This window comes from Kitasatospora cystarginea (genome assembly GCF_039533515.1).
GTDB classification, from domain to species: Bacteria; Actinomycetota; Actinomycetes; order Streptomycetales; family Streptomycetaceae; genus Kitasatospora; species Kitasatospora cystarginea.
The window spans coordinates 196,630-220,498 of record NZ_BAAATR010000006.1 but is presented as its reverse complement, the minus strand read 5'-3'; the positions used below and the strand labels follow the sequence as shown (position 1 = coordinate 220,498).

21 protein-coding genes are annotated in these 23,869 nt (G+C 72.4%); 8 read left to right on the top strand and 13 right to left on the bottom strand.

Features of this window, described 5'->3' with window-relative positions:
- Positions 1 to 149 precede the first annotated feature (149 nt).
- Positions 150 to 2,126: a hypothetical protein gene (locus ABD369_RS09930; protein ID WP_344635911.1), complete on the top strand. Its 1,977-nt coding sequence runs from the start codon at positions 150 to 152 to the stop codon at positions 2,124 to 2,126.
- Positions 2,127 to 2,221: 95 nt separating this feature from the next.
- Here ABD369_RS09930 and fabG read toward each other — a convergent pair whose 3' ends face one another.
- The 3 genes from fabG to ABD369_RS09915 form a co-directional block, all read right to left on the bottom strand.
- A complete protein-coding gene (gene fabG / locus ABD369_RS09925) occupies positions 2,222 to 2,980 on the bottom strand; it encodes a 3-oxoacyl-ACP reductase FabG (protein ID WP_344635910.1) in 759 nt (252 codons plus the stop codon).
- Positions 2,981 to 3,094: 114 nt separating this feature from the next.
- On the bottom strand, positions 3,095 to 4,282 hold the full coding sequence (locus ABD369_RS09920; RefSeq protein WP_344635909.1) for a thiolase family protein: 1,188 nt from the start codon (positions 4,280 to 4,282) through the stop codon (positions 3,095 to 3,097).
- 111 nt (positions 4,283 to 4,393) lie between these two features.
- Positions 4,394 to 5,557 (bottom strand): acyl-CoA dehydrogenase family protein, encoded by a 1,164-nt coding sequence (locus tag ABD369_RS09915; RefSeq protein WP_344635908.1) that lies wholly within the window; start codon positions 5,555 to 5,557, stop codon positions 4,394 to 4,396.
- Positions 5,558 to 5,733: 176 nt separating this feature from the next.
- On the opposite strand from ABD369_RS09915, the gene ABD369_RS09910 reads away from it, so the two are divergent.
- A complete protein-coding gene (locus tag ABD369_RS09910) occupies positions 5,734 to 6,378 on the top strand; it encodes a TetR/AcrR family transcriptional regulator (RefSeq protein ID WP_344635907.1) in 645 nt (214 codons plus the stop codon).
- 46 nt (positions 6,379 to 6,424) lie between these two features.
- Here the strand turns inward: ABD369_RS09910 and ABD369_RS09905 are convergent, their stop codons facing one another.
- From ABD369_RS09905 to ABD369_RS09895, 3 genes are all read right to left on the bottom strand, one after another.
- Positions 6,425 to 7,663, bottom strand: coding sequence for an aminoglycoside phosphotransferase family protein (locus tag ABD369_RS09905; protein ID WP_344635906.1), 1,239 nt, complete (start codon positions 7,661 to 7,663; stop codon positions 6,425 to 6,427).
- Between the two features lie 40 nt (positions 7,664 to 7,703).
- Positions 7,704 to 7,982: a hypothetical protein gene (locus ABD369_RS09900; RefSeq protein ID WP_344635905.1), complete on the bottom strand. Its 279-nt coding sequence runs from the start codon at positions 7,980 to 7,982 to the stop codon at positions 7,704 to 7,706.
- Positions 7,983 to 8,115: 133 nt separating this feature from the next.
- Positions 8,116 to 8,598, bottom strand: a complete 483-nt coding sequence (locus tag ABD369_RS09895; protein ID WP_344635904.1) for an ATP-binding protein — start codon at positions 8,596 to 8,598, stop codon at positions 8,116 to 8,118.
- A 184-nt stretch (positions 8,599 to 8,782) separates the two neighbouring features.
- Between ABD369_RS09895 and ABD369_RS09890 the strand changes: the two genes are divergently transcribed.
- Together ABD369_RS09890 and ABD369_RS09885 are read left to right on the top strand one after the other, a co-directional pair.
- Positions 8,783 to 9,616: a helix-turn-helix domain-containing protein gene (locus ABD369_RS09890; protein ID WP_344635903.1), complete on the top strand. Its 834-nt coding sequence runs from the start codon at positions 8,783 to 8,785 to the stop codon at positions 9,614 to 9,616.
- Entirely contained in the window at positions 9,606 to 9,830 is a 225-nt protein-coding gene (locus ABD369_RS09885; RefSeq protein ID WP_344635902.1) for a DUF397 domain-containing protein, read from the top strand. Before ABD369_RS09890 ends, ABD369_RS09885 begins: the two co-directional genes overlap by 11 nt.
- A 159-nt stretch (positions 9,831 to 9,989) precedes the next feature.
- Here ABD369_RS09885 and ABD369_RS09880 read toward each other — a convergent pair whose 3' ends face one another.
- The 6 genes from ABD369_RS09880 to ABD369_RS09855 all read right to left on the bottom strand — a co-directional run bounded on the left by ABD369_RS09880 (position 9,990) and on the right by ABD369_RS09855 (position 17,700).
- Positions 9,990 to 11,414, bottom strand: coding sequence for a sugar porter family MFS transporter (locus tag ABD369_RS09880; protein WP_425557573.1), 1,425 nt, complete (start codon positions 11,412 to 11,414; stop codon positions 9,990 to 9,992).
- A gap of 152 nt (positions 11,415 to 11,566) precedes the next feature.
- A complete protein-coding gene (gene egtD / locus ABD369_RS09875; RefSeq protein ID WP_344635900.1) occupies positions 11,567 to 12,550 on the bottom strand; it encodes an L-histidine N(alpha)-methyltransferase in 984 nt (327 codons plus the stop codon).
- A gap of 148 nt (positions 12,551 to 12,698) precedes the next feature.
- Positions 12,699 to 13,439, bottom strand: coding sequence for an ergothioneine biosynthesis protein EgtC (egtC, locus tag ABD369_RS09870; protein WP_344635899.1), 741 nt, complete (start codon positions 13,437 to 13,439; stop codon positions 12,699 to 12,701).
- A complete protein-coding gene (egtB, locus tag ABD369_RS09865; RefSeq protein ID WP_344635898.1) occupies positions 13,439 to 14,785 on the bottom strand; it encodes an ergothioneine biosynthesis protein EgtB in 1,347 nt (448 codons plus the stop codon). The genes egtC and egtB overlap by 1 nt, the downstream gene beginning before the upstream one ends.
- Positions 14,779 to 16,113 carry an ergothioneine biosynthesis glutamate--cysteine ligase EgtA gene (gene egtA / locus ABD369_RS09860; protein ID WP_344635897.1) on the bottom strand — a complete coding sequence of 445 codons (1,335 nt, stop codon included), beginning with the start codon at positions 16,111 to 16,113 and terminating at the stop codon, positions 14,779 to 14,781. Before egtA ends, egtB begins: the two co-directional genes overlap by 7 nt.
- A gap of 390 nt (positions 16,114 to 16,503) precedes the next feature.
- Positions 16,504 to 17,700, bottom strand: a complete 1,197-nt coding sequence (locus ABD369_RS09855; protein ID WP_344635896.1) for a winged helix DNA-binding domain-containing protein — start codon at positions 17,698 to 17,700, stop codon at positions 16,504 to 16,506.
- 223 nt (positions 17,701 to 17,923) lie between these two features.
- Here ABD369_RS09855 and ABD369_RS09850 point away from each other — a divergent pair, with 223 nt between their 5' ends.
- Positions 17,924 to 18,730 carry an SAM-dependent methyltransferase gene (locus tag ABD369_RS09850; protein ID WP_344635895.1) on the top strand — a complete coding sequence of 269 codons (807 nt, stop codon included), beginning with the start codon at positions 17,924 to 17,926 and terminating at the stop codon, positions 18,728 to 18,730.
- Positions 18,727 to 20,883 (top strand): putative bifunctional diguanylate cyclase/phosphodiesterase, encoded by a 2,157-nt coding sequence (locus tag ABD369_RS09845; RefSeq protein WP_344635894.1) that lies wholly within the window; start codon positions 18,727 to 18,729, stop codon positions 20,881 to 20,883. The genes ABD369_RS09850 and ABD369_RS09845 overlap by 4 nt, the downstream gene beginning before the upstream one ends.
- Before the next feature lie 381 nt (positions 20,884 to 21,264).
- Here the strand turns inward: ABD369_RS09845 and ABD369_RS09840 are convergent, their stop codons facing one another.
- On the bottom strand, positions 21,265 to 21,927 hold the full coding sequence (locus ABD369_RS09840; RefSeq protein ID WP_344635893.1) for a GTP cyclohydrolase II: 663 nt from the start codon (positions 21,925 to 21,927) through the stop codon (positions 21,265 to 21,267).
- Between the two features lie 236 nt (positions 21,928 to 22,163).
- On the opposite strand from ABD369_RS09840, the gene ABD369_RS09835 reads away from it, so the two are divergent.
- Both ABD369_RS09835 and ABD369_RS09830 read left to right on the top strand, forming a co-directional pair.
- Entirely contained in the window at positions 22,164 to 23,072 is a 909-nt protein-coding gene (locus tag ABD369_RS09835) for an NADP-dependent oxidoreductase (protein ID WP_344635892.1), read from the top strand.
- Positions 23,073 to 23,086: 14 nt separating this feature from the next.
- Positions 23,087 to 23,851, top strand: coding sequence for a VOC family protein (locus ABD369_RS09830; protein ID WP_344635891.1), 765 nt, complete (start codon positions 23,087 to 23,089; stop codon positions 23,849 to 23,851).
- The last annotated feature ends 18 nt before the right edge of the window (positions 23,852 to 23,869 follow it).

Here is a 23,869-nt window from a genome sequence, read left to right as displayed (position 1 = left end):
GGGCGGGGCGGGAGAGACCGGCGTTGGCTGACCTCACATCGACCTCCGGGAGTGGCAACCGTCCACCCGGCGCCGACGACACGGCTGCACCGTCCCCGTACCCGGTGGCCCCGCCCACCGCGCCGCCGGTCCCTCCGAACCCCCCGGCGATGCCCAGCACCCCGCCGAGCCCGACCGGCCCCGCGGGCGGCTACGGCGAGTCGCAGCCGTACCCCGGTGACGCCGTGCCGGCCGTCGAGCGCACCACCGTGCCGCCACTTCCCGACACCCCGGACGGCCGGATGCCCGTCACCGGCTGGACCGGCATGATGCCCGCGATCCGGCCCCAGCCGGCCCCCGCGCCCGTGGCGGCGAGCCCCGGACTCGGCGGCGGGCCGCGCGGCCGGATCCTGGTGATCGAGGGCGGTTACGGCGGGTCAGGCCGCCGTCTGTTGGGGCGCAGCGGCTCGACCCAGGCGCCGGTGCTCTCGGCCATGCTGGCCGCAGTCTCGCCGTCGATCCTGCTGGCGGCCGACGCCGTGGACGCCGTCCATCTGCCCGGCGCCAGCGACCCGCAGAGCGTCCTGGCCCATCTGCGGGCCGCCGCCCGGCACGCCGGACCACTGATCATCCACCTGGGTGGCCACCTGATCGCCGACCGGCGCGGCGGCCAGCTCTACCTGACGCTGCGTGACTCCAAAGCGGGTTCGATCCGCCAGGACGGGCTGCCCTGGTCGGCCGTCGCGGCCGAGCTGCAGCACCGCCCGGCCGAGTGGGACACCCTGGTGATCGCCGACCTGAGCGCCGACCAGGCCGTCTGGCCGCAGCTCCAGAGCACCATCTCCCCGCTGACGGACGGAGTGCCGCTCTGGGCGGTCGTCGCTCCGGACCCGGAGCAGATCGGCACCTTCACCCGCGCGTTGATAGAGGCACTGCACGGCGGCCGCCCGGGCGCCGAGCCCGTCCTGACGCCGGAACAGCTGCGCCAGCAGGTGCACTCGGTGCTGCGCCCCGACGTGATCATCCACACCTCCCACCCGGCCGACCGGCCGCTGTTCCGCAACACCTCCCGCCAGGTGGGCGATGCGGAGCCCCGGCCGCACGACGGGCGACTTCCGTCCGCCGTGATGCCGAAGCCGCCCGCGAGAGCGGCGCGGCCGCGCAAGGCTCAGGCCGACCGGGTACGGCTGGACAAGGGCACGGCCGGGCCGACGCCGGAGCCGACGCTGCCGGTGGTCCCACGGCGGCCGGTCTCGCTGCTCAAGCCCGGTGTGCCGCCGACGCCGCCGCGTCCGGTGCGCCCGGTCTCGCTGCTGAAGGCGGCGCCGCAGCCGGTCCGGCAGGCGCCCGGGGACGGGCCCGCGGAGGCGGGAGTGCCTTTGGTGAACCTGTTCAAGGACCTTCCCGCCACCGTCGTGGAGCACCCGGAGCCGCGGACCGAGCCGCGGACCGAGCCGCGGACCGAGCCGAAGACCGAGCCGCTCCCGGCGCCGGAACCGCAGCCGTACGAGTCCGCGGTGACCGCCGCCGTGGTCAGCCTGGACAAGGAGCCGGCCGCGGCCCCCGAGGCACCTGCCGCCGAGCCGTCGGACCGTGAGCCGTCCGGCGCCGAGCTGTCGAGCCCGGCCCCGGAGCCCGCCGCCGAGCCCGACCCGGAGCCCGCCGCCGAGCCCGACCCGGAGTCCGCTCCAGCGGATCCGATCGCCCTGTACCGCGAGACGATCGGCCGGATCGTGCGCAGCGCCGACGCTGGCGAGCACGAGAGCGCCATGGAGCTGGCCCTCGATCTGGAGCGGCAGGCGGTGTCCGAGCACGGACCCGTCGCCCCGGCCGTGCTGCAGGTCCGCCAGGTCCGCGCCCATGTCATGCGGCTGGCGGGCCGTCCGGAGCAGGCCGCCGAGCTGTACCGCGAGGTGGCTCTGACGCTGATCCGCTCGGTGGGACCCGAGCACCCGGAGGCCCAGCAGGCGACCACCAATGCGGAGGCGTGCTGGCGCTCGATCAAGGACAAGGCCGAGGCGATCAGGGTGGCACCGGAGATCATCGAACTCCGCGCCTACCTGCCAGGCCCGGACGGCCGCAAGCTCCGCGCGGCCGAGCGCTACCTCAAGCAGCTGGTGACCGCGGAGATCGAGACCCAGCTCTGAGCCCGGCCGGGGGCCACCCGGATGGGCAGCGGGCGACCCCGGAGCAGGTGACGACGCTCCGGGATCGGCCGACTGACGGACAGCCGTCACCTGTTCTAGCGCGCGCCGCCGTTCACGTACAGGGTCTGGCCGCTCACGTACGAGGCGTCCTCGCTCGCCAGGAAGGCCACCACGGAGGCGATCTCCTCCGGCCGGCCGACCCGGCGCAGCGGGGTGCGCTCGGCGACCTCGGCCTGGTGCGCCTCGGGCGTGGCGCCGACCCGCTCGGCGGTGGCGGCGGTCATCGCGGTGGCGATGTAGCCGGGGGCCACCGCGTTGACGTTGATGTTGTACGGACCGAGCTCGATCGCCAGCGTCGCCGTCAGCCCCTGGATCCCCGCCTTGGCGGCCGCGTAGTTGGCCTGGCCCCGGTTGCCGAGCGCGGAGCGCGAGCTGAGCGAGACGATCTTGCCGTACCGCTGCTCCACCATGTACTTCTGCGCCACGTGGCTGCAGTTGTAGGCGCTGGTCAGGTTGATCGTCAGGACGGCGTCCCAGTCCGCCTTCGGCATCTTGAAGAAGAGGTTGTCCCGGGTGATCCCGGCGTTGTTCACCAGGATGTGGATCCCGCCCAACTCCGCAGCCACGGTGGCGAACACGGCCTCCACCGCGTCGTAGTCGGCCACGTCGCAGCCGTAGGCCCGCGCCGTGCCGCCCTTGGCGGTGATCGCCTCCACCGTGCCCTGTGCCCGCTCGGCCGTCAGGTCCACCACGGCGACCGCCGCGCCCTCCTCGGCCAGCCGCAGCGCGGTTGCCGCGCCGATGCCCTGCGCGGCGCCGGTGACCACGGCGACCTTGCCCACGAAACGTGCCATTGCCAATCCTCCTGGGTAACTGGGTACTTCCTGGGGCGCGGCCGATCTGGCGCGCGCCCCGCACAGCCGTGCCGGGTGCTCGCGGCCGATCGCCGCAGCGGGGCCTGTCCGCCGTCAGACCCGTTCGACCACCACCGCGCTGCCCTGGCCGACGCCCACGCACATGGTGGCCAGTCCGCGCCGGGCACCTGTCCGCCGCATCCGGTGCAACAGCGTGGTCAGGATCCGGGCGCCGGAACCGCCGAGCGGGTGGCCGAGCGCGATCGCGCCGCCGCTCGGGTTCACCAGTTCCGGGTCGAAGCCCAACTCCCGTACACAGGCCAGCGCCTGGGCCGCGAACGCCTCGTTGAACTCGGCCTCCTCGACATCCGCGACCTGCCAGCCGACCCGGCCGAGCAGCTTGCGGGTCGCCGGCACCGGGCCGATCCCCATCACATCCGGGTGCACCCCGGCAGAGGCCCCGCCGACGTAGCGGCCGAGCGGCTCCAACTCCAGCTCCCGCAGCGCCTCCTCGCTCACCAGCAGCAGCCCGGCCGCCCCGTCGTTCATCGGCGAGGCGTTGCCCGCGGTCACCGTGCCGCCCTCCCGGAAGACCGGCTTCAGCCGGGCCAGCTTCTCCAGCGTGGTGTCCTCCCGGATGCCCTCGTCCTGGCCGACCTCCAGCCCGTCCGGGCGGACCACGGGCAGGAGTTCGGCGTCGAAGTGCCCCTCCTTGCGGGCGAGCGCGGCCAGCTGGTGGCTGCGCAGCGCGAACTCGTCCTGCTGCTCCCTGGTGACGCCGTACCGGGCGGCGACCTCCTCGGCGGTCTCGCCCATCGAGAGCACGCCGTGCAGCTCGGGCATCCTGGGGTTGGTGAGCCGCCAGCCGAGCCGGGTGTCGAAGGTCTCGATCCGGTGCGGCAGTGCCTCGTCCGGGCGGGGGAGGACGAACGGGGCGCGGCTCATCGACTCGCAGCCGCCCGCGATCACGATCTCAGCCTCGCCGGAGCCGATCGCGCGGGCCGCCGTGGTGACGGCCTCCATGCCCGAGGCGCAGAGCCGGTTGAGGGTGGCGCCGGGCACGCTCTCCGGCAGCCCGGCGAGCAGCACCGCCATCCGGGCGGCGTTGCGGTTGTCCTCGCCGGCCTGGTTGGCGGCACCCCAGTAGACGTCGTCGATCCTGGCCGGATCCAACTGCGGTACCTGGTCGAGCAGTCCGCGCAGTACGGCGGCCGAGAGGTCGTCGGGCCGTACGCTGGACAGCGCGCCGCGCAGCCGCCCGATCGGGGTGCGGCGGGCGGCGGCGAAGTAGACGGGACGCACTTCTTCGGGCTCCTCTACTGGTGCTGATTTCCTGCTGGTGGCTTCGGGGGCCGGATGCGGGCGGTTCGGGAAGTGCCGCCGGATGCCGGTGGTTTCGGGGACTTCGCTGGATCAGAACGCGCTGACACCGGTCAGGGCACGTCCGATGAGCAGCTTGTGGATCTGGCTGGTGCCCTCGTACAGGGTCATCACCCGCGCGTCGCGCAGGTACTTGCCGACGGGGTACTCGTCGATGAACCCGTAGCCGCCGAACACCTGCAGGGCGTTGTTGGCGGCCCGGACCGCCGCCTCACTGGCGTACAGCTTGGCGACGGAGGACTCGGTGGCGAACGGCAGGCCGCGCTCGATGTGGTCGGCCACCCGCCAGGTCAGCAGCCGGGCCGCCTCGATGTCGACCGATATGTCGGCGAGCAGCTCCTGCACCAACTGGTGGGAGGCGATGGGCTTCCCGAACTGCTCGCGCTCCCCGGCGTACTTCACCGCCGCGTCCAGGCAGGCCCGGGCGATACCGACGCAGCCGGCCGCGACCGACATCCGCCCCTTGGCCAGTGCGGCCATCGCCACCGTGAAGCCCTTGCCCTCGGCGCCGAGCCGGGCGCTGTCGGGCACCCGTACGTTGTCCAGGACCAGTTCGGCGGTCGCCTGGCCGCGCAGGCCCAGTTTGCCGTGGATCTCCCGGCGCTCGAAGCCAGGCAGGCCGGTGGGGACGAGGAAGGCGGTGATGCCGCGATGGCCCTGGCGCTCCGGATCGCCGCCGCCGGTGCGGGCGAAGACCAGCGCCACCTCGGCCCAGGTGCCGTTGGTGATGAACATCTTGGTGCCGGTGATCAGCCAGTTGTCGCCGTCCCTGACCGCCCGGGTGGTGAGGTTGGCGGCGTCCGAGCCGGTGCCGGGCTCGGTCAGCGCGAAGCAGCCCAGCGCCTCGCCCGAGGTCAGCCTCGGCAGCCAGTACCGCTTCTGCTCCTCGGTGCCGAAGCCGTTGACGGACTTGGCCACCAGCCCCAGCGACACCGAGACGATCCCGCGCACCGCCGAGTCGCCCCGGCCCAGCTCCTCCAGCACCAGGCAGTACGCCAGGTGGTCGCCGCCGCTGCCGCCGTACTCCTCGGGAATGGTCAGCCCCAGGAAGCCGACCTCGGCCAGCTTGCCGACGATCGCCCGGTCCACCGACTCCGCCCGGTCCCAGTCGGCGGCGTACGGCGCGATCTCGCGGTCGGTGAAGTCGGCGGCCAGCGCGCGCACGGCGGCCTGTTCCTCGGAGAGCTCCAGGTTCATCGCGGTGGATCCCTCGTCCTCGTCCGGCTCCTTGCCCCAGGAGTCGGGGTCGTTAAACTAGCGGTGCAAGTTTTCCTGGACTGTAGCCCGCCGGGTCCGGATCTGGGAAGAGGCGCCCGGAGGCAGGCTGCGAGAATGACCGGCGGACATCCGGAACCCCCGCCGAGGAGGCGATGATGGCGCGCCCGCGCACCCCGCTGCTCAGTCGCGACCGCATCGTCATGGCCGCTCTCGAGCTGGTCGACGCCGAGGGCCTGGAGGCGCTCTCCACCCGTCGGCTGGCCGCCGGGCTCTCGGTCAGCGGCCCCTCGCTCTACAACCACTTCGCCACCAAGGACGAGCTGCTGGACGCGGTGGTGGACAGCGTAATGGGCGAGGTCGACCTCGGCATGTTCGGCCCGGAGGGCGGTGCGGACTGGCGAGGTGCCCTGCGTGACTGGGCCCGCTCCTACCGCGCCGCGCTCTCGGCCCACCCCAACATCGTCCCGGTCCTCGCCCAGGGCCCGGGCCGCCGGCCCAACGCGCTGCGGCTGGCCGACGCGGTCTTCGGCTTCCTGGTGGACGCCGGCTGGCCGCGCGGTCAGGCGACCCGGATCGGCGCGCTGATGCGCTACTTCATCACCGGCTCGGCGCTGGCCTCCTTCGCCGCCGGCTTCCCCGAGGACGCCCAGCTCTACGCCGCCGAGTACCCGCACCTCGGCGAAGCCCACCTGCTCGCCGAGCACCGCCGCGCCATCGACGACGGCGCCTTCGAAACCGGCCTGGAGGCCCTGCTGGACGGGCTCGCGCTCAGGTTCCCCGCCCCGGAGTCCAGGGGCTGAGGCGGTCCCGGGGCGGGCAGGTCACGGCTCGCGCCGTCCCGGAGGCTCACCCGCCGATCGCCCGCTGCGAGCCGACCGCGCGGTACGAGGCGATCGCGCGGCGCAGCTCCGCGGCCGGATCCCCCTCGTGGTAGATCCGCTCGCCGGCCTCGATGTTGTCCAGGAAGGTCTGGTACCGCACCGCGTAGGCCAGGTGCATCAGCGGTCCGGCGACCTCCAGTGCCCGTGCGGGATCGGAGCCGGGCACGTGGGCGGACCAGGCGGCGATCCAGCGCTCGCGGACCTGCGCCCAGCGCTCCTCGGACAGGAAGGCCCGGGGTCGAAGTCCGTCGAAGGCCGGATTGCCGAGGCAGGCGTCGGAGAAGTCCACCAGCACCGAACACCAGCCGTCGAAGCGCCAGTTGCCGGGGTGGAAGTCGCCGTGCAGGACCGTCTCCGGCAGCCCGCAGGCAGCCAACTCGATAGCCAGATATGGGAGTTCGTTGCTGAGGTGTTCGGCCTGAGCCAACTCGGCTGAAGTGAGCCCTAGTTCGTCCGTGCGCAGCAGCAGCTCCCGGTACATGCTGACCAGCCGCCCCGGCGTCCGGTCGTCCAGGCCCGAAGCGGCCGCCCGCCCGGCCAGTGCGGCCTGCGCGGCGACCAGCCGCTCGATCGCGGAGAGCATCGAGTCGTCCGGCAGGCCCCAGCAGTCCTCGCCCGGTACGTGGTCGAGCAGCAGCCGGCGCCCGACGCCGTCCGCCGCCAGCACCACCGGGACCAACTGGGGGTCCATGGAACCGAACAGGTCGATCACCCGGGCCTCCGCAGCCCCGAAGGAGGGTGTGGTCTTCAGCCAGGCCGGGCCTTTCGCGGTCGGTATTCGGTACAGCCCCGACAGGTTCCAGCTCTTCACCTGCTCGACCGGGCCGGTCGCCGGCCGCCCGGACGCCCGCAGGGCGTCGTCGGCCCAGTCCAGTGCGGCCCGCAGCCCCTCGGCGGTGGCCCAGTCGGAGCGTAGCGGATCCTTGCCCAACTCATCGCCGAAGGCGGCGAGTTCACCCTTCGGTCGGGCAGTGGCCTCCGCGTGGTAGGTGGCCAGCCCGCCTCGCCCGCCCTCGCCGCCCGCGACCGAGACCAGCCGCAGCACCAGCACAGGCACCCCGAGCACGGCCTCGGCGCTGGCGGCCACCGGCGCCACATCGTGCCACCAGCCGCTCTCAACCGGGAACGGCCCGAGGACGCCGATCCGTTCACCCCGCCAGGTCACCAGGACCCGGACCGTCCGCCGCAGCACCGCTTCCGCCATCCGGGCAGTCTCGAACCCGCCGGACCGCCGGGCAAGCGAATTACGCATCGCGGCGTGGCTGGACCTGCTGCCGCTTCCCTGTCGGGCGGATGTAGATCGGGTGGGCATCGATCCCGACGAACGCGATGGAGCGCACCATGCCGACCTTGGTCAGCTGGCGGCCGATGCGGTCGACCGCTTCCGGCGCGAACTGCTCGGCGAGGTAGGCGGCGTGGGCGTCGTCCAGCGACAGCGTGGCAAGGGTGGTCCGCACCGCCGCGACCGCGTCGGCGAGCCGGGTGAACGTGGCCGTCCGCGTCAGGCCCTTGATCTCGACCATGACCGGGTGTGGAAAGGTCGTCTCCGTCTCCGGCGTCCTGCCGGCCTTCGCAGCTCCGGTCATGACTCACCCGTCCTCGACGTGTCGCTTGCTTCCCGTTCCTGCTTCGCGCGCCCCGGGGGCGAGAGCTCCGTCATCGCTTATCCCCGGCTGCCTTGCCGACGACCGCCCACATCGCCTTGCCGACCCCGCCCGCACGCGGACAGCAGCCCCACCGGGCCGACAGCTGATCGATCAACCACAGTCCCCGGCCCGACTCGTCCTCCACGCCCGCCCGGCGCACGGTCGGCCGGTCCGCACTGGCGTCGTGCACCTCGACCCGCAGCGCGCCCGGCGACAGCTCGAACCGCACGAAGATCAACCGGCCGGGCGACGTACGCCCATGCTGCACTGCATTGTTGACCAGCTCGGTCAACACCAACTCGCCCGCATCGACGTACAGTTCGCCATCTGCGCTGTTTGCGAGGAATCCGCGCAGCAACTTCCGCGCCGCGCCGCCCGACTTCCGGTGGCGTGGCAGCCACGCCGAGTGCTCACTCGCCGCAGCTGGCGCCCGATCAAGCCATTCTGGCGCCGTGATCCCTTCCGCGAACGGAGGGTCGCTAAGGTCTTTCATGTCGACCTGCTCTCTTCAGGTTGGCCATGCCCCGGGGCGCTGCCAGGCGTCGCCGGGGTCTGTCGTCGTCCGTCAGCTTGCGGACGGCCGATCACGTTGTGTGTCGCAATGATTCCGCTCCGGCGCTAGCATTTGCAGTGCCTCAAGCTCTCCAACCTCGGTTGTCAAGAAGGGCCACTGACGAATGGCCAGACGTTCTGATCGAGAAGTGCCGCTGTCGCCAGGGGAGTTCTACGGTGAGGAGCTGCGGCGCAAGCGTGAGTCGGGCGGACTCACCCAGGAAGAGTTAGGTGAGCGAGTCGTCTGCTCCGGATCGCTCATCGCTCACATCGAGGCGGGCCGTAGGAAGCCGCAGGCGGACATAGCGAAGCGACTGGACAACGTGCTGGGCACGGACGGCTTCTTCACCCGGATGCGGCGGACACTGAACACTGCCCGGTTCGCCGACCACTTCGCGGCTGCGGCCGAGCTGGAGAGCCAGGCAGTAGCGATCTACGAGTATGCCGTTTCTCTCGTACCAGGCATCTTGCAGACGGCGGCATACGCGCGTTCGGTGTTCCGAGGCGCTCAGCCGAACTATGCGGTGGCAGATGTTGACAGATGCGTTGTCAACCGCCTGGAGCGTGCGCGTATCCTCGAAGATCCTGGCAGCCCCACGGTATGGGCGATCTTGAACGAGAACGTCATCCGTGCGGTCGTCGGCGGGCCCGCCGTGATGGCAGAGCAACTACATCACATCAGTGGCCTGGGGCGCGCCGGCCGAATCCTGGTGCAGGTAGTGCCTCACTCGGTCGGGGCGCACGCAACGATGGGCAGCATGATGAGCCTGATGCGCTTCTCCGATGCGCCCGACGCGGCATACGTCGAGGGGCTGTACACGGGATCGCTGATCGACGATCCGGCGCTAGTGCAGCGGTATCGAGACGCCTACGATCTTGCTCGGGCTGCCGCGTTGCCGCCGGAGGCGTCCCTAGACATGCTCGAATCGGTGGCGGAGGACTACGAACATGAGCACTAGGCACATCCTCGATGCGTCAACACTCAAGACCTGGCGGAAGAGTAGCTACAGCGGCGGCGACAACGGCAGCTGCGTAGAGGTTGCTGACGGCTTCGCCAGCGTGATGCCGGTCCGTGACTCCAAGGATCCCGACGGCCCCGCGCTGGTCTTCCCCGCAGAAGCGTGGTCGGCCTTCGTCACCGGGGTAAAGGCGGGGGACTTCCCGACTGTCTGACCGGCTCGACCGCAGCAACGGACAGCCCCAGCGCGGACCGCTCGCGCTGGGGCTGTGACATGCCTGGGGTGCGACATGGCTGGTGACCCGCGCACGAGGGCCCCGCACCTCCGCTCGACGGCAGGAGGATGCGGGGCCCGGCGTGCGGGAGGGCTCAGGTCAGCCCATGTCCTCCAGGCGGACGCCCTTGGTCTCCTTCATGAACCGGGCCACGAAGAGGATCGACAGCGCCGCGAACGCCGCGTAGATCGCGTACGTCGCCGAGAGGTTCCAGCGGGACATCGACGGGAACGACACCGTGATCAGCCAGTTGGCGACCCACTGGGCCGAGGCCGCGACAGACAGGGCGGCCGCGCGGATCCGGTTCGGGAACATCTCGCCGAGCATCACCCAGACCACCACGCCCCAGGACAGGGCGAAGAAGAGGACGAAGGCGTTGGCGGCGACCAGGGCCACCGTGCCCTGCAGGTCCGGGATCTTGACGTCGCTGCCGCTGCCGGTGGCCGAGCTGAACGCCCAGGCGGCCGCGGCCAGCGAGGCGGCCATGCCGACCGAGCCGATGACCGCCAGCGGCTTGCGGCCGATCCGGTCGACCAGCAGGATCGCGATCACGGTGCCGACGATGTTGATGATCGAGCTGGAGAAGCTGATCAGCAGCGAGCTGCTCTGGTCGATGCCGACCGACTGCCAGAGGATCGACGAGTAGTAGAAGATCACGTTGATGCCGACGAGCTGCTGGAAGACCGAGAGGCCGATACCGACCCAGACGATCGGCAGCAGGCCGAAGCGGCCGCCGAGCAGGTCCTTGAAGCGCGGCTGGTGGTCGGAGGCGATCAGGCCCTGGATCTCGGCGATCCGCTCCTCGGTGTCGACGCCCTCGCCCTCGACCTCGCGCAGCACCTTGCGGGCGTCGTCCAGCCGCTCGACCGAGATCAGGTAGCGGGGCGACTCCGGGATCATCGAGGAGAGCACGAAGTAGACCACGGCCGGGATCACGCAGATCCCGAGCATCCACTGCCACGCCTCCAGGCCGAGCAGGTGGCCGCGGGTGTCACCGCCGGCCGACTCGGCCAGCACCCAGTTCACCAGCTGCGAGATGGCGATGCCGAGCACGATCGCGGCCTGCTGGAAGGAGGCCAGCCGGCCCCGGTACTTGGTGGGCGCGACCTCGGCGATGTAGGTCGGGGCGATCACCGAGGCGATACCGATCGCGGCACCGCCGAGCACCCGCCAGCACGCCAGGTCCCAAGCGGCGAACGGCAGCATCGAGCCGACCGCGCTGATGGCGAACAGGACGGCCGCCACCTTCATGACTCGAATGCGGCCATAGCGGTCGGCGAAGCGGCCCGCCAGGGCGGCGCCGACCGCCGAGCCCAGCAGCGCGGAGGAGACGATCAGGCCGGTGACGCCGTCGCCGATCCCGAACCGGTCCTGGATGCCGGACACCGCGCCGTTGATCACGGAGCTGTCGTAGCCGAACAGGAAGCCGCCGAGGGCGGCGGCTGCGGTGATGAAGACGACGAAGCCGAGCCGGTCCGGGGCCGTGGCCCCGGACCTTACGGGCTGCTGGGTGACGCTCACGATCTGACTCCTGTACTCAACGCTGAGGCGCTGAGATAGTAACCACATCGTTTAAACCTTGTACATCAGAGCATCGGTGATCACCCAGACTCTTCAAGAGTTGAACATCGCGCGAACGCATCCCACCGGGGCGCTCCCCGGTGGGCCCGGGGGCCTCAGCCGTTCCTGCCGACCGGCTCCGCCAGGGACAGCCCGAACCGCCCCTGGTCGTCGGTCCACCATTCGGTCAGCCTGAACCCGGCGGCGGTCAGCTCGTCGGCCACCCGGGCGTGCCGGAACTTCGCCGAGATCTCCGTCCGCAGCTCCTCGCCCTCGGCGAAGTGCACCGGCAGGCTGAGCGCCTCCACCTTCACCGTCTGCGACCTGCGGGAACGCAGCCGCATCTCGATCCACTCGGCCGCCGGGTCCCAGAGCGCGACATGCTCGAAGGCCGCCGGGTCGAAGTCCGCCGACAGCTCCCGGTTCACCACGGAGAGCACGTTCCGGTTGAAGGCGGCCGTCACCCCGGCCGCGTCGTCGTACGCGGCGATCAGCACGGCCGGCTCCTTGACCAGATCGGTGCCGAGCAGCAGTGCGTCGCCCGGCTCCAGTTCCCGGCGCAGCGTGGCCAGGAACTCGGCCCGCTCGGCCGGGGGCATGTTGCCCACGGTCCCGCCGAGGAAGGCGACCAGCCGGGGGCCGCCGTCCGGGGGCAGGCCGAGGCCCCGGGTGAAGTCGGAGACGATGGCGTGCACAGCGATCTCCGGGTACTCCCCGGTCAGTGCCCGCCCGGCCGAGGTCAGCGCGCTCTCGCTGACGTCCACGGGTATGTAGGACCGCAGGCTGCCGACCTCGCGGAGCGCGTCCAGCAGCAGCCGGGTCTTCTCGGAGGAGCCGGAGCCAAGCTCCACCAAGGTGCGGGCCTTCGTCACGGCGGCGATCTCGCGGGAGCGGGCGATCAGGATCTCCCGCTCGGCCCTGGTCGGGTAGTACTCGGGTAGCCGGGTGATCTCCTCGAACAGCTCGCTGCCCCGGGCGTCGTAGAACCACTTGGGTGGCAGCCACTTGGGATTCGCGGTCAGACCGTGCCGGACGTCGTGCCGTAGCGCGCTGCTGAAGTGGTCAGCCGGGAGCAGTCGGGTGAGGTCGAAGGTGCCCATGGTGCGGAGTTCCTCTCACGGTGCGGCGAGTTCACGGTGCGGTGAGTTCTCGGTGCGGTGAAGTCCGGTGCGGTGAAGCCCGGTTGGGTGGAGTCCGGTGCGGTGAAGCCCCTGCGCTCCGCAGGAGGCCGTGCGGTGCGGGGGACGGTCAGCCGAGCGGTCGGACGGTCGCGCCGTCGGGGCCGGCGAGCAGCAGTGAGCGGTCGGGCGGGTGCACCCAGCCGGGCAGGTCGTCGTACGGCTCCGAGGCGAGTACCACCGAGCCGGGGCCCAGCCGGTAGCAGAGGGTGTCGCCCCAGCTGGTGGCGGCGATCGAAGTCCCGTCGGTGAGCAGCAGGTTGAGCCGGGCCTCGGCACTGTGGTCCGCGGCCTCCAGGACGGTCCGCGCGAGCGCGACGTCCAGCGGGGCGCCCGCGCGCAGCCGGTGCAGGGTGAGTGCCCACAGCAGGGCGGAGTCGCTGGCGGCCTCCAGACCGAGCAGCTCCTCGGGTGGCAGGGTGGCGGCCAGTTTGCCCAGTTGCCGCGGCCAGCCGGGCACCGCGCCGTTGTGGCTGAAGAGCCACCGCTCGGCGCCGAACGGTGCCGCCGCCGCCTCGCCCGGCGCGCAGCCGTCGGTGGCGGAGCGCACGGCGGCGAGTAGGGCGCCGGTCCGTACCACCCGGGCGAGGTCGGTGAAGGAGGGGTCGGCCCAGATCGGCCCGGCCCGCCGGTAGCGGGCCGGAACCGGGTCGTGCGCGGCGTACCAGCCGACGCCGAAGCCGTCCGCGTTCATGCTGCCGTACTGCTGCAGTCGCGGGGCCCAGGACTGCCGGTAAAGGCTCGCGGGCGGGTCAACGAGCAGCTGCCGTATGGCCAACGCACGCCCTACATAGGCGAGGTGACGACACATCAGGCTTCCTCGACCGAGGCGGCGGTGCGGAAGCCGGAGAAGATCTGCCGCCGGATCGGGTAGTCCCAGTTGCGGAAGGTGCCCCGGCAGGCCACCGGCGCGACGGCGAACGAGCCGCCGCGCAGCACCTTGTACTCGGGGCCGAAGAACACCTCGGAGTACTCCCGGTAGGGCCAGGCTCCGAAGCCGGGGTACGGCCGGAAGTCGCTGGCCGTCCACTCCCACACGTCGCCGATCAACTGCCGCGCCCCGTACGGCGACCGGCCGGCCGGGTAGCTGCCGACGGGGGCCGGCTGCAGGTGGCGCTGGCCCAGGTTGGCCAGCTCCGGGGTCGGTTCGGCGTCGCCCCACGGGAAGCGGCGGGAACGGCCGGTGGCGGGGTCGTGCCGGGCGGCCTTCTCCCACTCGGCCTCGGTCGGCAGCCGCCGCCCGGCCCAGCGGGCGTACGCGTCGGCCTCGTACCAGCACACGTGGAGTACCGGCTCGTCGCCCGGCACCGGCTCGGTCACCCCGAAGCGGCGACGCAGCCACTGGCCGCCGTCGCGGTGCCAGAACAGCGGGGCCCCGAGGCCGGCGCGCTGCCGGTGCGTCCAGCCCTCCGCCGTCCACCAGCGCGGGTCACGGTAGCCGCCGTCCGCGATGAACTCCTGGTAGGCGGCGTTGCTCACCGGGGTGGTGTCCAGTCGGAAGGCCGGCAGGTCGACCCGGTGGGCGGGCCGCTCGTTGTCCAGGGACCAGGGCTCGGTGTCGGTGCCCATGGTGAACGGGCCCGCCGGGACCAGGACTTCGGCCGGCAGCGGATCGGGATCGAGGGCCGGTGGCGGGGGAGCGGTGAGCGCGGCCGGGCCCTGCCGGAGCTGGTGGGTGATCAGCATCGTCTCGTCGTGCTGCTGCTCGTGCTGGGCGATCATCCCGAAGGCGAAGCCACCGTCCAGCAGCGGCGCCCCTTCGAGGGGGCTGGCCGCGAGCAGGTCCAGCACCCGGCCGCGCACCTCGTACGAGTAGGCGCGGGCCTCGGCCGGGGCGAGCAGTGGCAGCGCGGGGCGCTTCGCGCGCGGGTGCTCGAAGGCGTCGTAGAGCGGGTCGATCTCCGGGTGCATCGCCTCTCGACCGCCGACATTGCGAAGCAGCCAGAGCTCCTCCTGGTTGCCGATGTGGGCGAGGTCCCAGACCAGCGGCGACATCAGCGGGGAGTGCTGGGCGGTCAGGTCGCGGTCGTCCACGCAGTCGGTGAGCGCGGCGGTCCGCTCGCGGGCGGCCAGCAGCTCGGCGGCGATCCGCTCGCGCAGCGGCTCGGCGCCGGTGGGCTCCGGCGCGGCCTGGGGGAGACGGTCGGCGTTCAGCATGGTGCGCTCTCCTGGAGGACGGGGTGGACGCCGGCCCGCAGGGCGTCCAGCTGGTCGTCGGCGGGACATCGGCCCCGCGCGGGGTAGCGCTCGGCGAACTCGGTCAGGGCCCGGCTCAGCCGTCCGCTGCCGGTACGGCGGGCGAGGGCCTGTTCGGCGGCACCGAAGCAGGCCAGCGCGGCCCGGCGCAGCGTCGGATCGGCCATCGCCAAAGTGGCTGCCCGGCGCCAGAGTTCGGAGCGCGGAGGTAGCCGGTCGAGGGTGCCGAGGGGTTCCAGCGCGGCGAGTGCGGTGTCGGCGGCCACCGGGTCGTCGAGCAGTCCGCTGACCAGCGCCAGCGGGACCAGCCAGCCGCTGTCGGGCTGAGCGTCGATCATGCGCAGTTCCAGGTGGCCGCGCGGGCGGACCGGCGGGAACAGCGTGGTGCAGTGGTAGTGCAGGTCGGCCAGGGTGGGCGGCCGTTCGCCGCCCTCGCGCAGCCAGTCGCGGAAGGTGCGCCCGGCCGGTGCGGCCCAGGAGCGGCCGTCGCCGCGCTGGATGCACATCAGCTCGGCGTCCAGGACGTAGCGGGCCCAGTTCTCGCCCGGGTCGCCGTCGGCGAGTCGCGGCGCCAGGGTGCGGGTCGGGTCCACCCTGGACCAGACCATCTGCCGGGTGGAGCGGTGGCCGGCCGGCCGGCCGTCCAGTAACGGAGAGTTGGCGAAGGCGGCGACCAGCACCGGGCCGAGCAGATGGAGCAGCCGCCACCGTGCCGTGTACGACTGCGGGCCGCTCGCGGTGCCGGCGTCCACGCAGACCTGCAGGGACGCGGTGCCACACATCATCGTCCGGCCCCAGGGCCCGGTGCGGTCGAAGTGCCGTTCCATCGCCCGGTAGCGGGGGTGGGAGAGCTGCATCCGGCGTTCGCGGGCCAGCGGGTCGGTGCCGGAGCCGGTGAGACGCAGGCCCTGGGCGGCGAGTGCGGCCCGCAGGGCGCCCTGGTCGAGCAGCAGGCCCTCGGCGCAGTCGCCGGGGCTGTCGGCGGGCGGGGAGCTGAGCTCGACCTGCCCGCCCGGTTCGCGGGTGAGAAGGGAACCCGCCGGGAACAGCGGGCCGGGAGGACTGCCGGCGGGGTCGGCGGGCAGCGCCGCGAGGGCCTGGGTCACCCGTTCCGGCTGCACCTGGGCGCCGGGGGACCGGACATCGTGGACGAACCACTCCGCCTCCACGCCGACCAGTCGGGGAGGGCCGATCTTGAAGCAGATGGCGGCCAGATGCCCCTCGGCGTTCGCCTCGGTCAGTGGCTGCACTTCTGCGCTCGGGGATATGTCGGTCAGCGTCTCGGTCACCGGACTCACCTCGGTCGGTGGCGGGGGCGGTGCTGTCGGGTGCGCATGGTTCGGTCGTACGGCTGTCACCGGACTCACCATCCTCGGGCCGCGGTCGCGGCCCGGGTTCTTTTGCTCAGTCTGCAACGAATCAAACCTCCCCGCCGACCGGCCGAAGACCCGCCGCCGCGCGACGAGGGGCCGCCGCTGAGGCGCCGCAGCCGTCCCGTCCCGGGGAAGGGCGCAGGTCGGCGCGGTGCCGACGGAAGGCGGCAGACGGGTGAGTTCTCGCTCCGGCGAGGGCGGCGGCAGGGCGGAACCGAGAGAGGGATCACAACCCGTCCGGGCGGCCCGCGCCGCTACCGCTGACGGGTTCCGTGCCCCGCCCGGCCGGACCGGGCGCCGCTCGCGCTAGCGGCTGCTCAGGCGGCGCTCCAGCGGGGTGCGGAAGCGGGGTGTCACCCGGACCGGACCCAGCCAGACGGCGAGGCGGGCCGACTCGGCGTCGATCGCGGCCTCGGCCTCGGCGCCCACCGGCTCCAGCAGTTCCCGGACGATCTCGCCGTCGGCCCGCTGCGCCCAGCCGCCGACGATCCGCCCGTTCCACCACACCGTGGGGCCGATGTTGCCGGAGCGGTCGAAGAGGTCCGCCCGGTGCTCGGCGGGCAGGAACCAGTCGCGCTGCCGCCAGCCCATCGGCGTCGGATCGAGCCCCGGCAGAAGTGCGGCCCACGGCTCCGGCTCCGGACCGTCCGTCGCACCGTCCGCATCCTCGGGCAGCGCGTACCCCTCGACGTCCCCCGCCCCGTCGCCGACGTCCAGTCGGACCGGGGCCGCCGCGCAGGCGGTGAGGGCGGCGCGTACCTCCCGCACACCCCAGCCCGTCCACCACCTGACGTCCTCGGCGGTGGCGGGTCCGTACGCCGCGAGCCAGCGCCGCACCAGCTCCGCCTGGGCTTCGGCGACCGGCAGTTCGGCCAGCGGCGCCCGCAGCGCCCACCGGTACTGCCCGCTGGTCCAGCCGCCCAGCGGGCGGCCGCGGACGATCTCGCCCTCCATGCCGAGCACCCGCAGCAGACGGGTGCCGATGGTGTGGGTCGACTGGTACGGCTTGCCCACCGCGACCGGGACGGCCTCGCGCAACTCCGGTACCAGCTCGGCCAGCCGGGAGGCGGAAGCCTGCTCGCAGTCGGCCAGCGCGGCCAGGGTGAGTCTCTCCACCTTCGCCAGCCAGTCGGGGGAGAAGCCGCCGCCGGCCGCGAAGGCGGTGAACATCCGGCGCTCCTTCTCGGCCACCTTCCGGGTGGTCGAGGACTGCACCACGGACGCCAGCTCCTCGGGCAGGACGAACAGGGTGTGCCGCATGCCGTGCATCCGCACCAGGGTCTGCCGCTCGTACAGCGCGCTCTCAAGCGCGGCGGTGTCCGAGTGCTCGAGGCGGGCGGCGGCGGAGAGGAAGACCGTCGCGGGGTCGCTGGAGTGCAGGGCCACCACCGCCCCGGCGACCTGCTCCGGAGTACGGGCGCGGTGCGGCGGCGAGAGCAGGTGACGGGCGGCCAGCAGGGCCCGGCGCCGACTGCTGTCGATCAGAGGGCGGGCGGTGCTCATGGGAACCTCCGGTCGGTCGGGGCGCCGAGCATAGAGGCAGGGTCTGACACCGGTGCCGGACTTCCGACCGGTGCGTTCCCCCTGCCGCCGGTCCCGGCTCCCTGACCGGCACCTTCCGCCCGCCGCCGTGACCGCGTCCCGAGGCCACCCGGCTTGCAGGTAATGAATGATGATAGGAAGATCTTGACGTTTTACTGTCCACAGCTCCGGAAGGGTTGCCGCCATGGGACGACCGCACTGGGTCCCCGCCGGAACTGATCTCGACAAGCCGAACGCCGCCCGGGTCTACGACTACTACCTCGGCGGTTCCCACAACTTCGAGGCCGACCGCGAGATGGCCCGCAAGGCCATCGAACTCTGGCCCGACCTGCCCGCCATCATGCGCTCCAACCGGGCCTTCCTGCGCCGGGCGGTCCGGCGCGTCGCCGAGCGGGGCATCACCCGCTTCCTGGACATCGGCTCGGGAATCCCGACCTTCGGCGCCGTCCACGAGGTGGCCAGGGGCATCCGCCCCGAGTCCCGGGTGGTCTACGTGGACCGCGACCCGGTCGCGGTCGCGCACAGCCGCCTGCTGCTGAAGGACGACCCGCTGAGCCAGGTGGTGGAGGCCGACCTGCGCTCGGTCGAGGACCTGCTCTCCCGCCCCGAGGTCACCGAACTGCTGGACGAGGGCCGGCCGGTCGCGGTGCTGCTGGTCGCGGTGCTGCACTTCATCACCGACGAGGACGACCCCGCCAGGCTGGTGTCCGTGCTGCGCGACGCCCTGCCGCCGGGCAGCGCGCTGGTCCTCAGCCACGCCTCCACCGAGGGTCGCCCGGACCAGGCGGGACCGCACCAGGACCTCTACAAGAGCACCCCGACCCCGCTCACCATGCGCGGCCGGGACCGGATCACGGCACTGTTCGAGGGGTTCGAGCTGGTCGATCCCGGTGTCGTCTTCCTGCCGGAGTGGCATCCGGAGAACCCCGACGGGGTCGGCCCGCACCCGGAGTGGATGTCCGGTCTGGCCGGAGTCGGGTTCCTCCGGTGAGCTGGGCCCCGCCGGAGGAGGCCGCCTGGCCCGAAAGACAGGACCGCACCGGCGGGCAGCACACCACCACCTCCCGGCACGACGCCGCGTCCCGGTTCCACCAGGAGTGGGCCAGGCTGCTCCAGGACGGCCACGGGGTGGCCGTCGACCCGGACATCCTGGGCCGGCTGATCTCCCGGACCGCCGGGCTGCTGCACCGCGCGCAGCTGGAGCACCCCTTCCAGCCCGACTTCGCCGCCCAGGCCGGCGCCCTGCTGGTGGACGCCCAGTTCACCGACCCGGCGGTGCTCTCCCGCGCGGTCGAGCTGCTGCAGATCCAGCCGCTGGACGGCCGCGCCCCGGAGCTCTGCGGCGCTTTCGCGGCGGGCTGGGCGGCGGCGCTGCGCGAGCGGACCCTGCGCGAGCAGGAGTCCATCCGGTTGGCGGCCGACACCGCGCGCCAGGAGATCGAGAAGGCGCTGCGCGCCTCCGAGGCCCGGTTCAGGGCCCTGTTCGAGAGCGCGGCCATCGGGATCGGCCTCGGCGACGTGGACGGCAACATACTGGCGGTCAACCGCGCCCTGCTGGAGCTGTTCGGGGCCCGCCCCGAGGATCTCCAGGGCCGCCGGGTCGGTGACCTGGTCCACCCCGAGGACACCCCGGAGGTCTGGGAGGCGTACGAGGAGCTGATCTCCGGCAAACGGGACTACTTCCAGTTCGACAAGCCGTACTACCGGCAGGACGGCGAGGTGGTCTGGACCCATCTGACCGTCTCGCTGATCCGCGACGACGACGGCAAGCCGGTCTACCAGGTGGCGATGCTGGAGGACATCACCGACCGCTACCGCCTCCAGGAACGGCTGCGCCACCAGGCCACCCACGACCCGCTCACCGGGCTGCCGAACCGGGTGGCCTTCTTCGAGCGCCTGGAGAAGCTGTTCGAGGAGCCCGAGCCGGGGGCCCGCTTCGGCCTGTGCTACGTGGATCTGGACGGGTTCAAGGTCGTCAACGACAGTCTCGGCCACGACACCGGCGACCAGCTGCTGTCGGCGGTGGCCGGCCGCCTGGAGGCCGCACTCACCCCGCTCGGCCACCTGGTGGCCCGGCTCGGCGGCGACGAGTTCGTGGTCCTGCTGGAGAACTGCCGGGGAGAGCAGGAGGCGGTCGCGGCGGCCAAGACGGTACTGGCGGCGCTCACCAAGCCGGTGCTGATCGGCGACCACCGGCTGGCCGTCGGGGCCAGCGTCGGCGTACTGGAGCGCCGGGTCGCCAGCACCACGCCGGGCGCGGCGGTCCGGGCCGCCGACCTGACGCTCTACCGGGCCAAGGAGGCCGGGCGCGGCCGCTGGATCCTCTTCGACCCGGAGGAGAACGCCCGGGCGGTCAGCCGCTACACGGTCTCGGTCAGGATGCCCGCGGCCCTGGACCGGGGCGAGTTCTACATCGACTACCAGCCGCTGTGCTCGCTGCGCGACGGTTCGCTGGTCTCGGTCGAGGCACTGGTGCGCTGGCGGCACCCGGAGTTGGGCGTGCTCGGCCCGGAGGAGTTCATCGGGATCGCCGAGGAGACCGGCCTGATCATGCCGCTCGGCCGCTGGGTGCTGGAGCAGGCGTGCTCCCAGGCCGCCGACTGGGTACGGCGGTTCGGCGACGCCGCGCCGCAGCTGAACGTCAACCTGGCCGTCCGTCAGGCCCGCAGCGCCAGCCTGGTCGGCGACCTGGAGCGGATCCTGAACTCCACCGGACTCAGCCCGGAGAAGCTCCAGTTGGAGATCACCGAGTCCACGGTGGTCGGCCCCGAGGACGAGGCCCTGAAGTACCTGCACGCGCTGGTGGACATGGGAGTCTCGCTGGCCGTAGACGACTTCGGCACCGGCTGGTCCAACCTGGCCTATCTGCGCGACCTTCCGGTCTCCGGGCTGAAGATCGCCGGCTCCTTCGTCGGCGACCTGCACGACCCCGGCAAGGACGCCGCACTGGGTTGGCGGATCATCAGTGGACTGGTCTCGCTCGCCCACACCCTGGGCCTGACCGTCACCGCCGAGGGCGTCGAGAGCGGCGACGACGCCGAGCGGCTGCGGCAGATGGGCTGCGACTGGGCCCAGGGCTGGCACTTCGGCCGCCCGGCCCGCCCGGCCGACATCGCCCGCCGCATCGCCCGGAGCGGCCGGTAGGGCTGCCCGGCGGTACGGTGCGTACACCGCCGCTCAGCCGTACGTATCGGTAAAACCGGGACAAACGCCCTTGACGGGGTGTGAGTCGCCTGCCGATGATGGAGCTCTGGTGCCGCTCCGGAGCACGTCGCACCGAGAAGAGCGCCGGTGTCAGTCAGCCGTCCACCGTGGACCTGCCGCCGGGGCAGTGTGCCGTCCTCCCGCCGCACCGTCCGTGGTCAGGGCGCGCCGGCGGGGTCGAGCGTGCCCGTCGTGAGGTGCCCGCATGCCACCGCGACGCCCGGTGCGCTTCCTCATCGGGTCGGCAGCGCACCGGCGTCAGCGGGTCGATGCCATCGAAGGTCGGGGTAGTGGGCCGACTCCCTTGGCAGCGGAGGAAGTTCAGGCGCCGAGTGGGAGCAGCGGGATGCCGTGACCGAGGGTCAGCTCGGTGCCGGCCGCCTTGGTGCTGAGGTAGTGCACATTGCTCTCGGAGAGGTGGACGCCGGTGGGGACGCGTTCGGTGACGGTGATTCCGAGCGCGGTGAGCTGGGCGGCCTTGTCGGGGTTGTTGCTGAGCAGGCGGATGCCGGTGGCGTCGAGGGTGGTGAGCATCTGGGCGGCGGCGGTGTAGTCGCGGCCGTCCTCGGGCAAGCCCAGGGCGGTGTTGGCCTGGTAGGTGTCGAGGCCGGAGTCCTGCAGGGCGTAGGCGTCGAGCTTGTTGTAGAGGCCGATGCCCCGGCCCTCCTGGCGGAGGTAGAGCAGGTAGCCGCCGCTCTCGGCGATCCGTTCGACGGCCTCGCGCAGCTGGGGTCCGCAGTCGCAGCGGTCCGAGCCGAAGACGTCGCCGGTCAGGCACTCCGAGTGCAGTCGGACCAGCGGAGTTCGACCGGGCCCGCCGAGCCGCAGGGCGAGGTGCTCGGCGCCGTCGGCCAGGCCGTGGAAGGTGTGCGCCTCGGCCTCGACGCGGTAGCCGTCACCGAAGGTGAGCGGTATGCGCACCCGGGAACGGACGGTGGCCGGGCCCGGCTCCAGGCGGTGCTGCGCGTGCTCGGGCTGGGGCATGCCGGGCCTCCGGGGCGGTCGCCGGGCGGCTGGTCGCGGCCCGGGAGTGCGGGTGCTTCGAATTCGAAACGGCTGGTCGGGCTCGACCGTACACTGTAGTTCGAATTTGAACAAATATGTTTTCCGTCGGAATCGGCTGCCGGATCGGGCGCCCCGTTCGGCTCAGCATTCCCGTCCGCCCGTGCGGCCCCGCACGCAAGCTGGTGAAGGGGGTGCCGCCGAGCGTTAGGAAGAGCATGTCCAAGGCATTCGGATTCGTGGCCTACGGCGGGCCGGAGAACCAGGAGTTCCTCGACCGCCCCATCCCATCGCCAGGACCGGGCCAGCTGCTGATCGCCGTCCGGGCCGCCGGAGTGAACCCGGTGGACTGGAAGATCCGGCAGGGCTACCTGGGCACCGGGCGGCCGCTTCCCGCCGTGCTCGGCTGCGAGGTCTCCGGGGTGGTCGAGGTCGTGGGTCAGGGGGTCGAGGGCTTCTCGGCCGGGGACGAGGTCTTCGGCCCCACCGTCGCCGGGGGCTACGCCGAGCACACCCTGCTGGACGCCGCGACCTGCGCCCACAAGCGGCCCGATGTCAGCTTCACGCAGGCGGCGACGCTGCCGGTGGCCGCGGCGACCGCGTACGACGCGGTGCAGCAGCTGGACCTCGGGAGCGGGCGGACGCTGCTGATCCTCGGCATCGCGGGCGGGGTCGGCACGGCCGCCGCCCAGCTCGCCAAGGGGCACGGGCTCACCGTGCTCGGCACGGCCGGCGACGGCAACCAGGCCTACGTGGAGTCGCTCGGCGCCACCCGGATCCGGTACGGCGCGGGCGTGGCCGACCGGATCAGGGCCGTCGCGCCGGACGGCGTGGACGGGCTCCTGGACCTGGTCGGCGGCGACGACCTGCGGGCCGCCGCCGTCACCCTAAACGACCCGGCCAAGCTGGTCTCCACCGTCGACCCGGCCACGGCCGCCGAGCTCGGCGGGGCGTTCGTCCGGCGCAGCGGCGGCGCCGACACCCTGGAGGCGCTGGCCAAGCTGGTCGCCTTCGACGCGCTCGATCCGCACATCGCCGCCACCTACCCCCTGGAACACGCCGCGCACGCCCTCTCCGAGGTGGAGTCGGGTCACGTCCGCGGAAAGCTCGTCCTCGACCTCGGCTGATTGGACGCCCCACCGTGAAGATCACCACGCCTGTCGTCAACGCGCCCTGCTGGGTCGAACTCGGCACCTCGGACCCCGAAGCCGCGAGGGCCTTCTACCTCGAACTCTTCGGCTGGAAAACCAGGACCGACGCCCGCCCCGAGGCCGCCGACTACACCCAACTCCTGGTCGGCGACGCCCCGGTGGCCGCGATCAGCCCCATCGTCTCCCCCCGGCAGCGGACCGCCTGGCTGATCGGCTTCGCTTCGGCGGACGCCGACGCCACCGCCGCCGCGGCGGTCGAGAACGGGGGCAGGGTGCTGAAGGAGCCCACGGACATCTACGAGGAGGGGCGCTTCGCGGTACTCGCGGACCCGGGCGACGCGGTCTTCACCGTCTGGCAGCCCAAGGCGTTCAAGGGGGCGGGCCTGCTCAACGAACCCGGCTCGCTGGGCTGGGTGGAACTGGCCACCCGGGACACCGCCGGGGCCAAGGAGTTCTACAGCCGGGTCTTCGGCTGGAGCGTGACCGTCGGCGAGACGTACACCCAGTGGGGCCTGGCGGGCGAGGACTTCGGCGGGATGCTCGACATGACCGAGCAGTTCCCGCCGGACGTCCCGCCGTACTGGATGCCGTACTTCGCGGTCGCGGACGTCGACCTGGTCGCCGAGCGGGCCGCCGCCCTCGGCGCCACGGTCATGCTGCCGCCCACGGAAGTACCGGGCGGGCCCCGGTTGGCGGTGCTCCACGACGCCCAGGGGGCCAGGTTCGGGATCCACGTGGTGGGCACGGAGGACTGAGACCGACCGGGGGTGCCC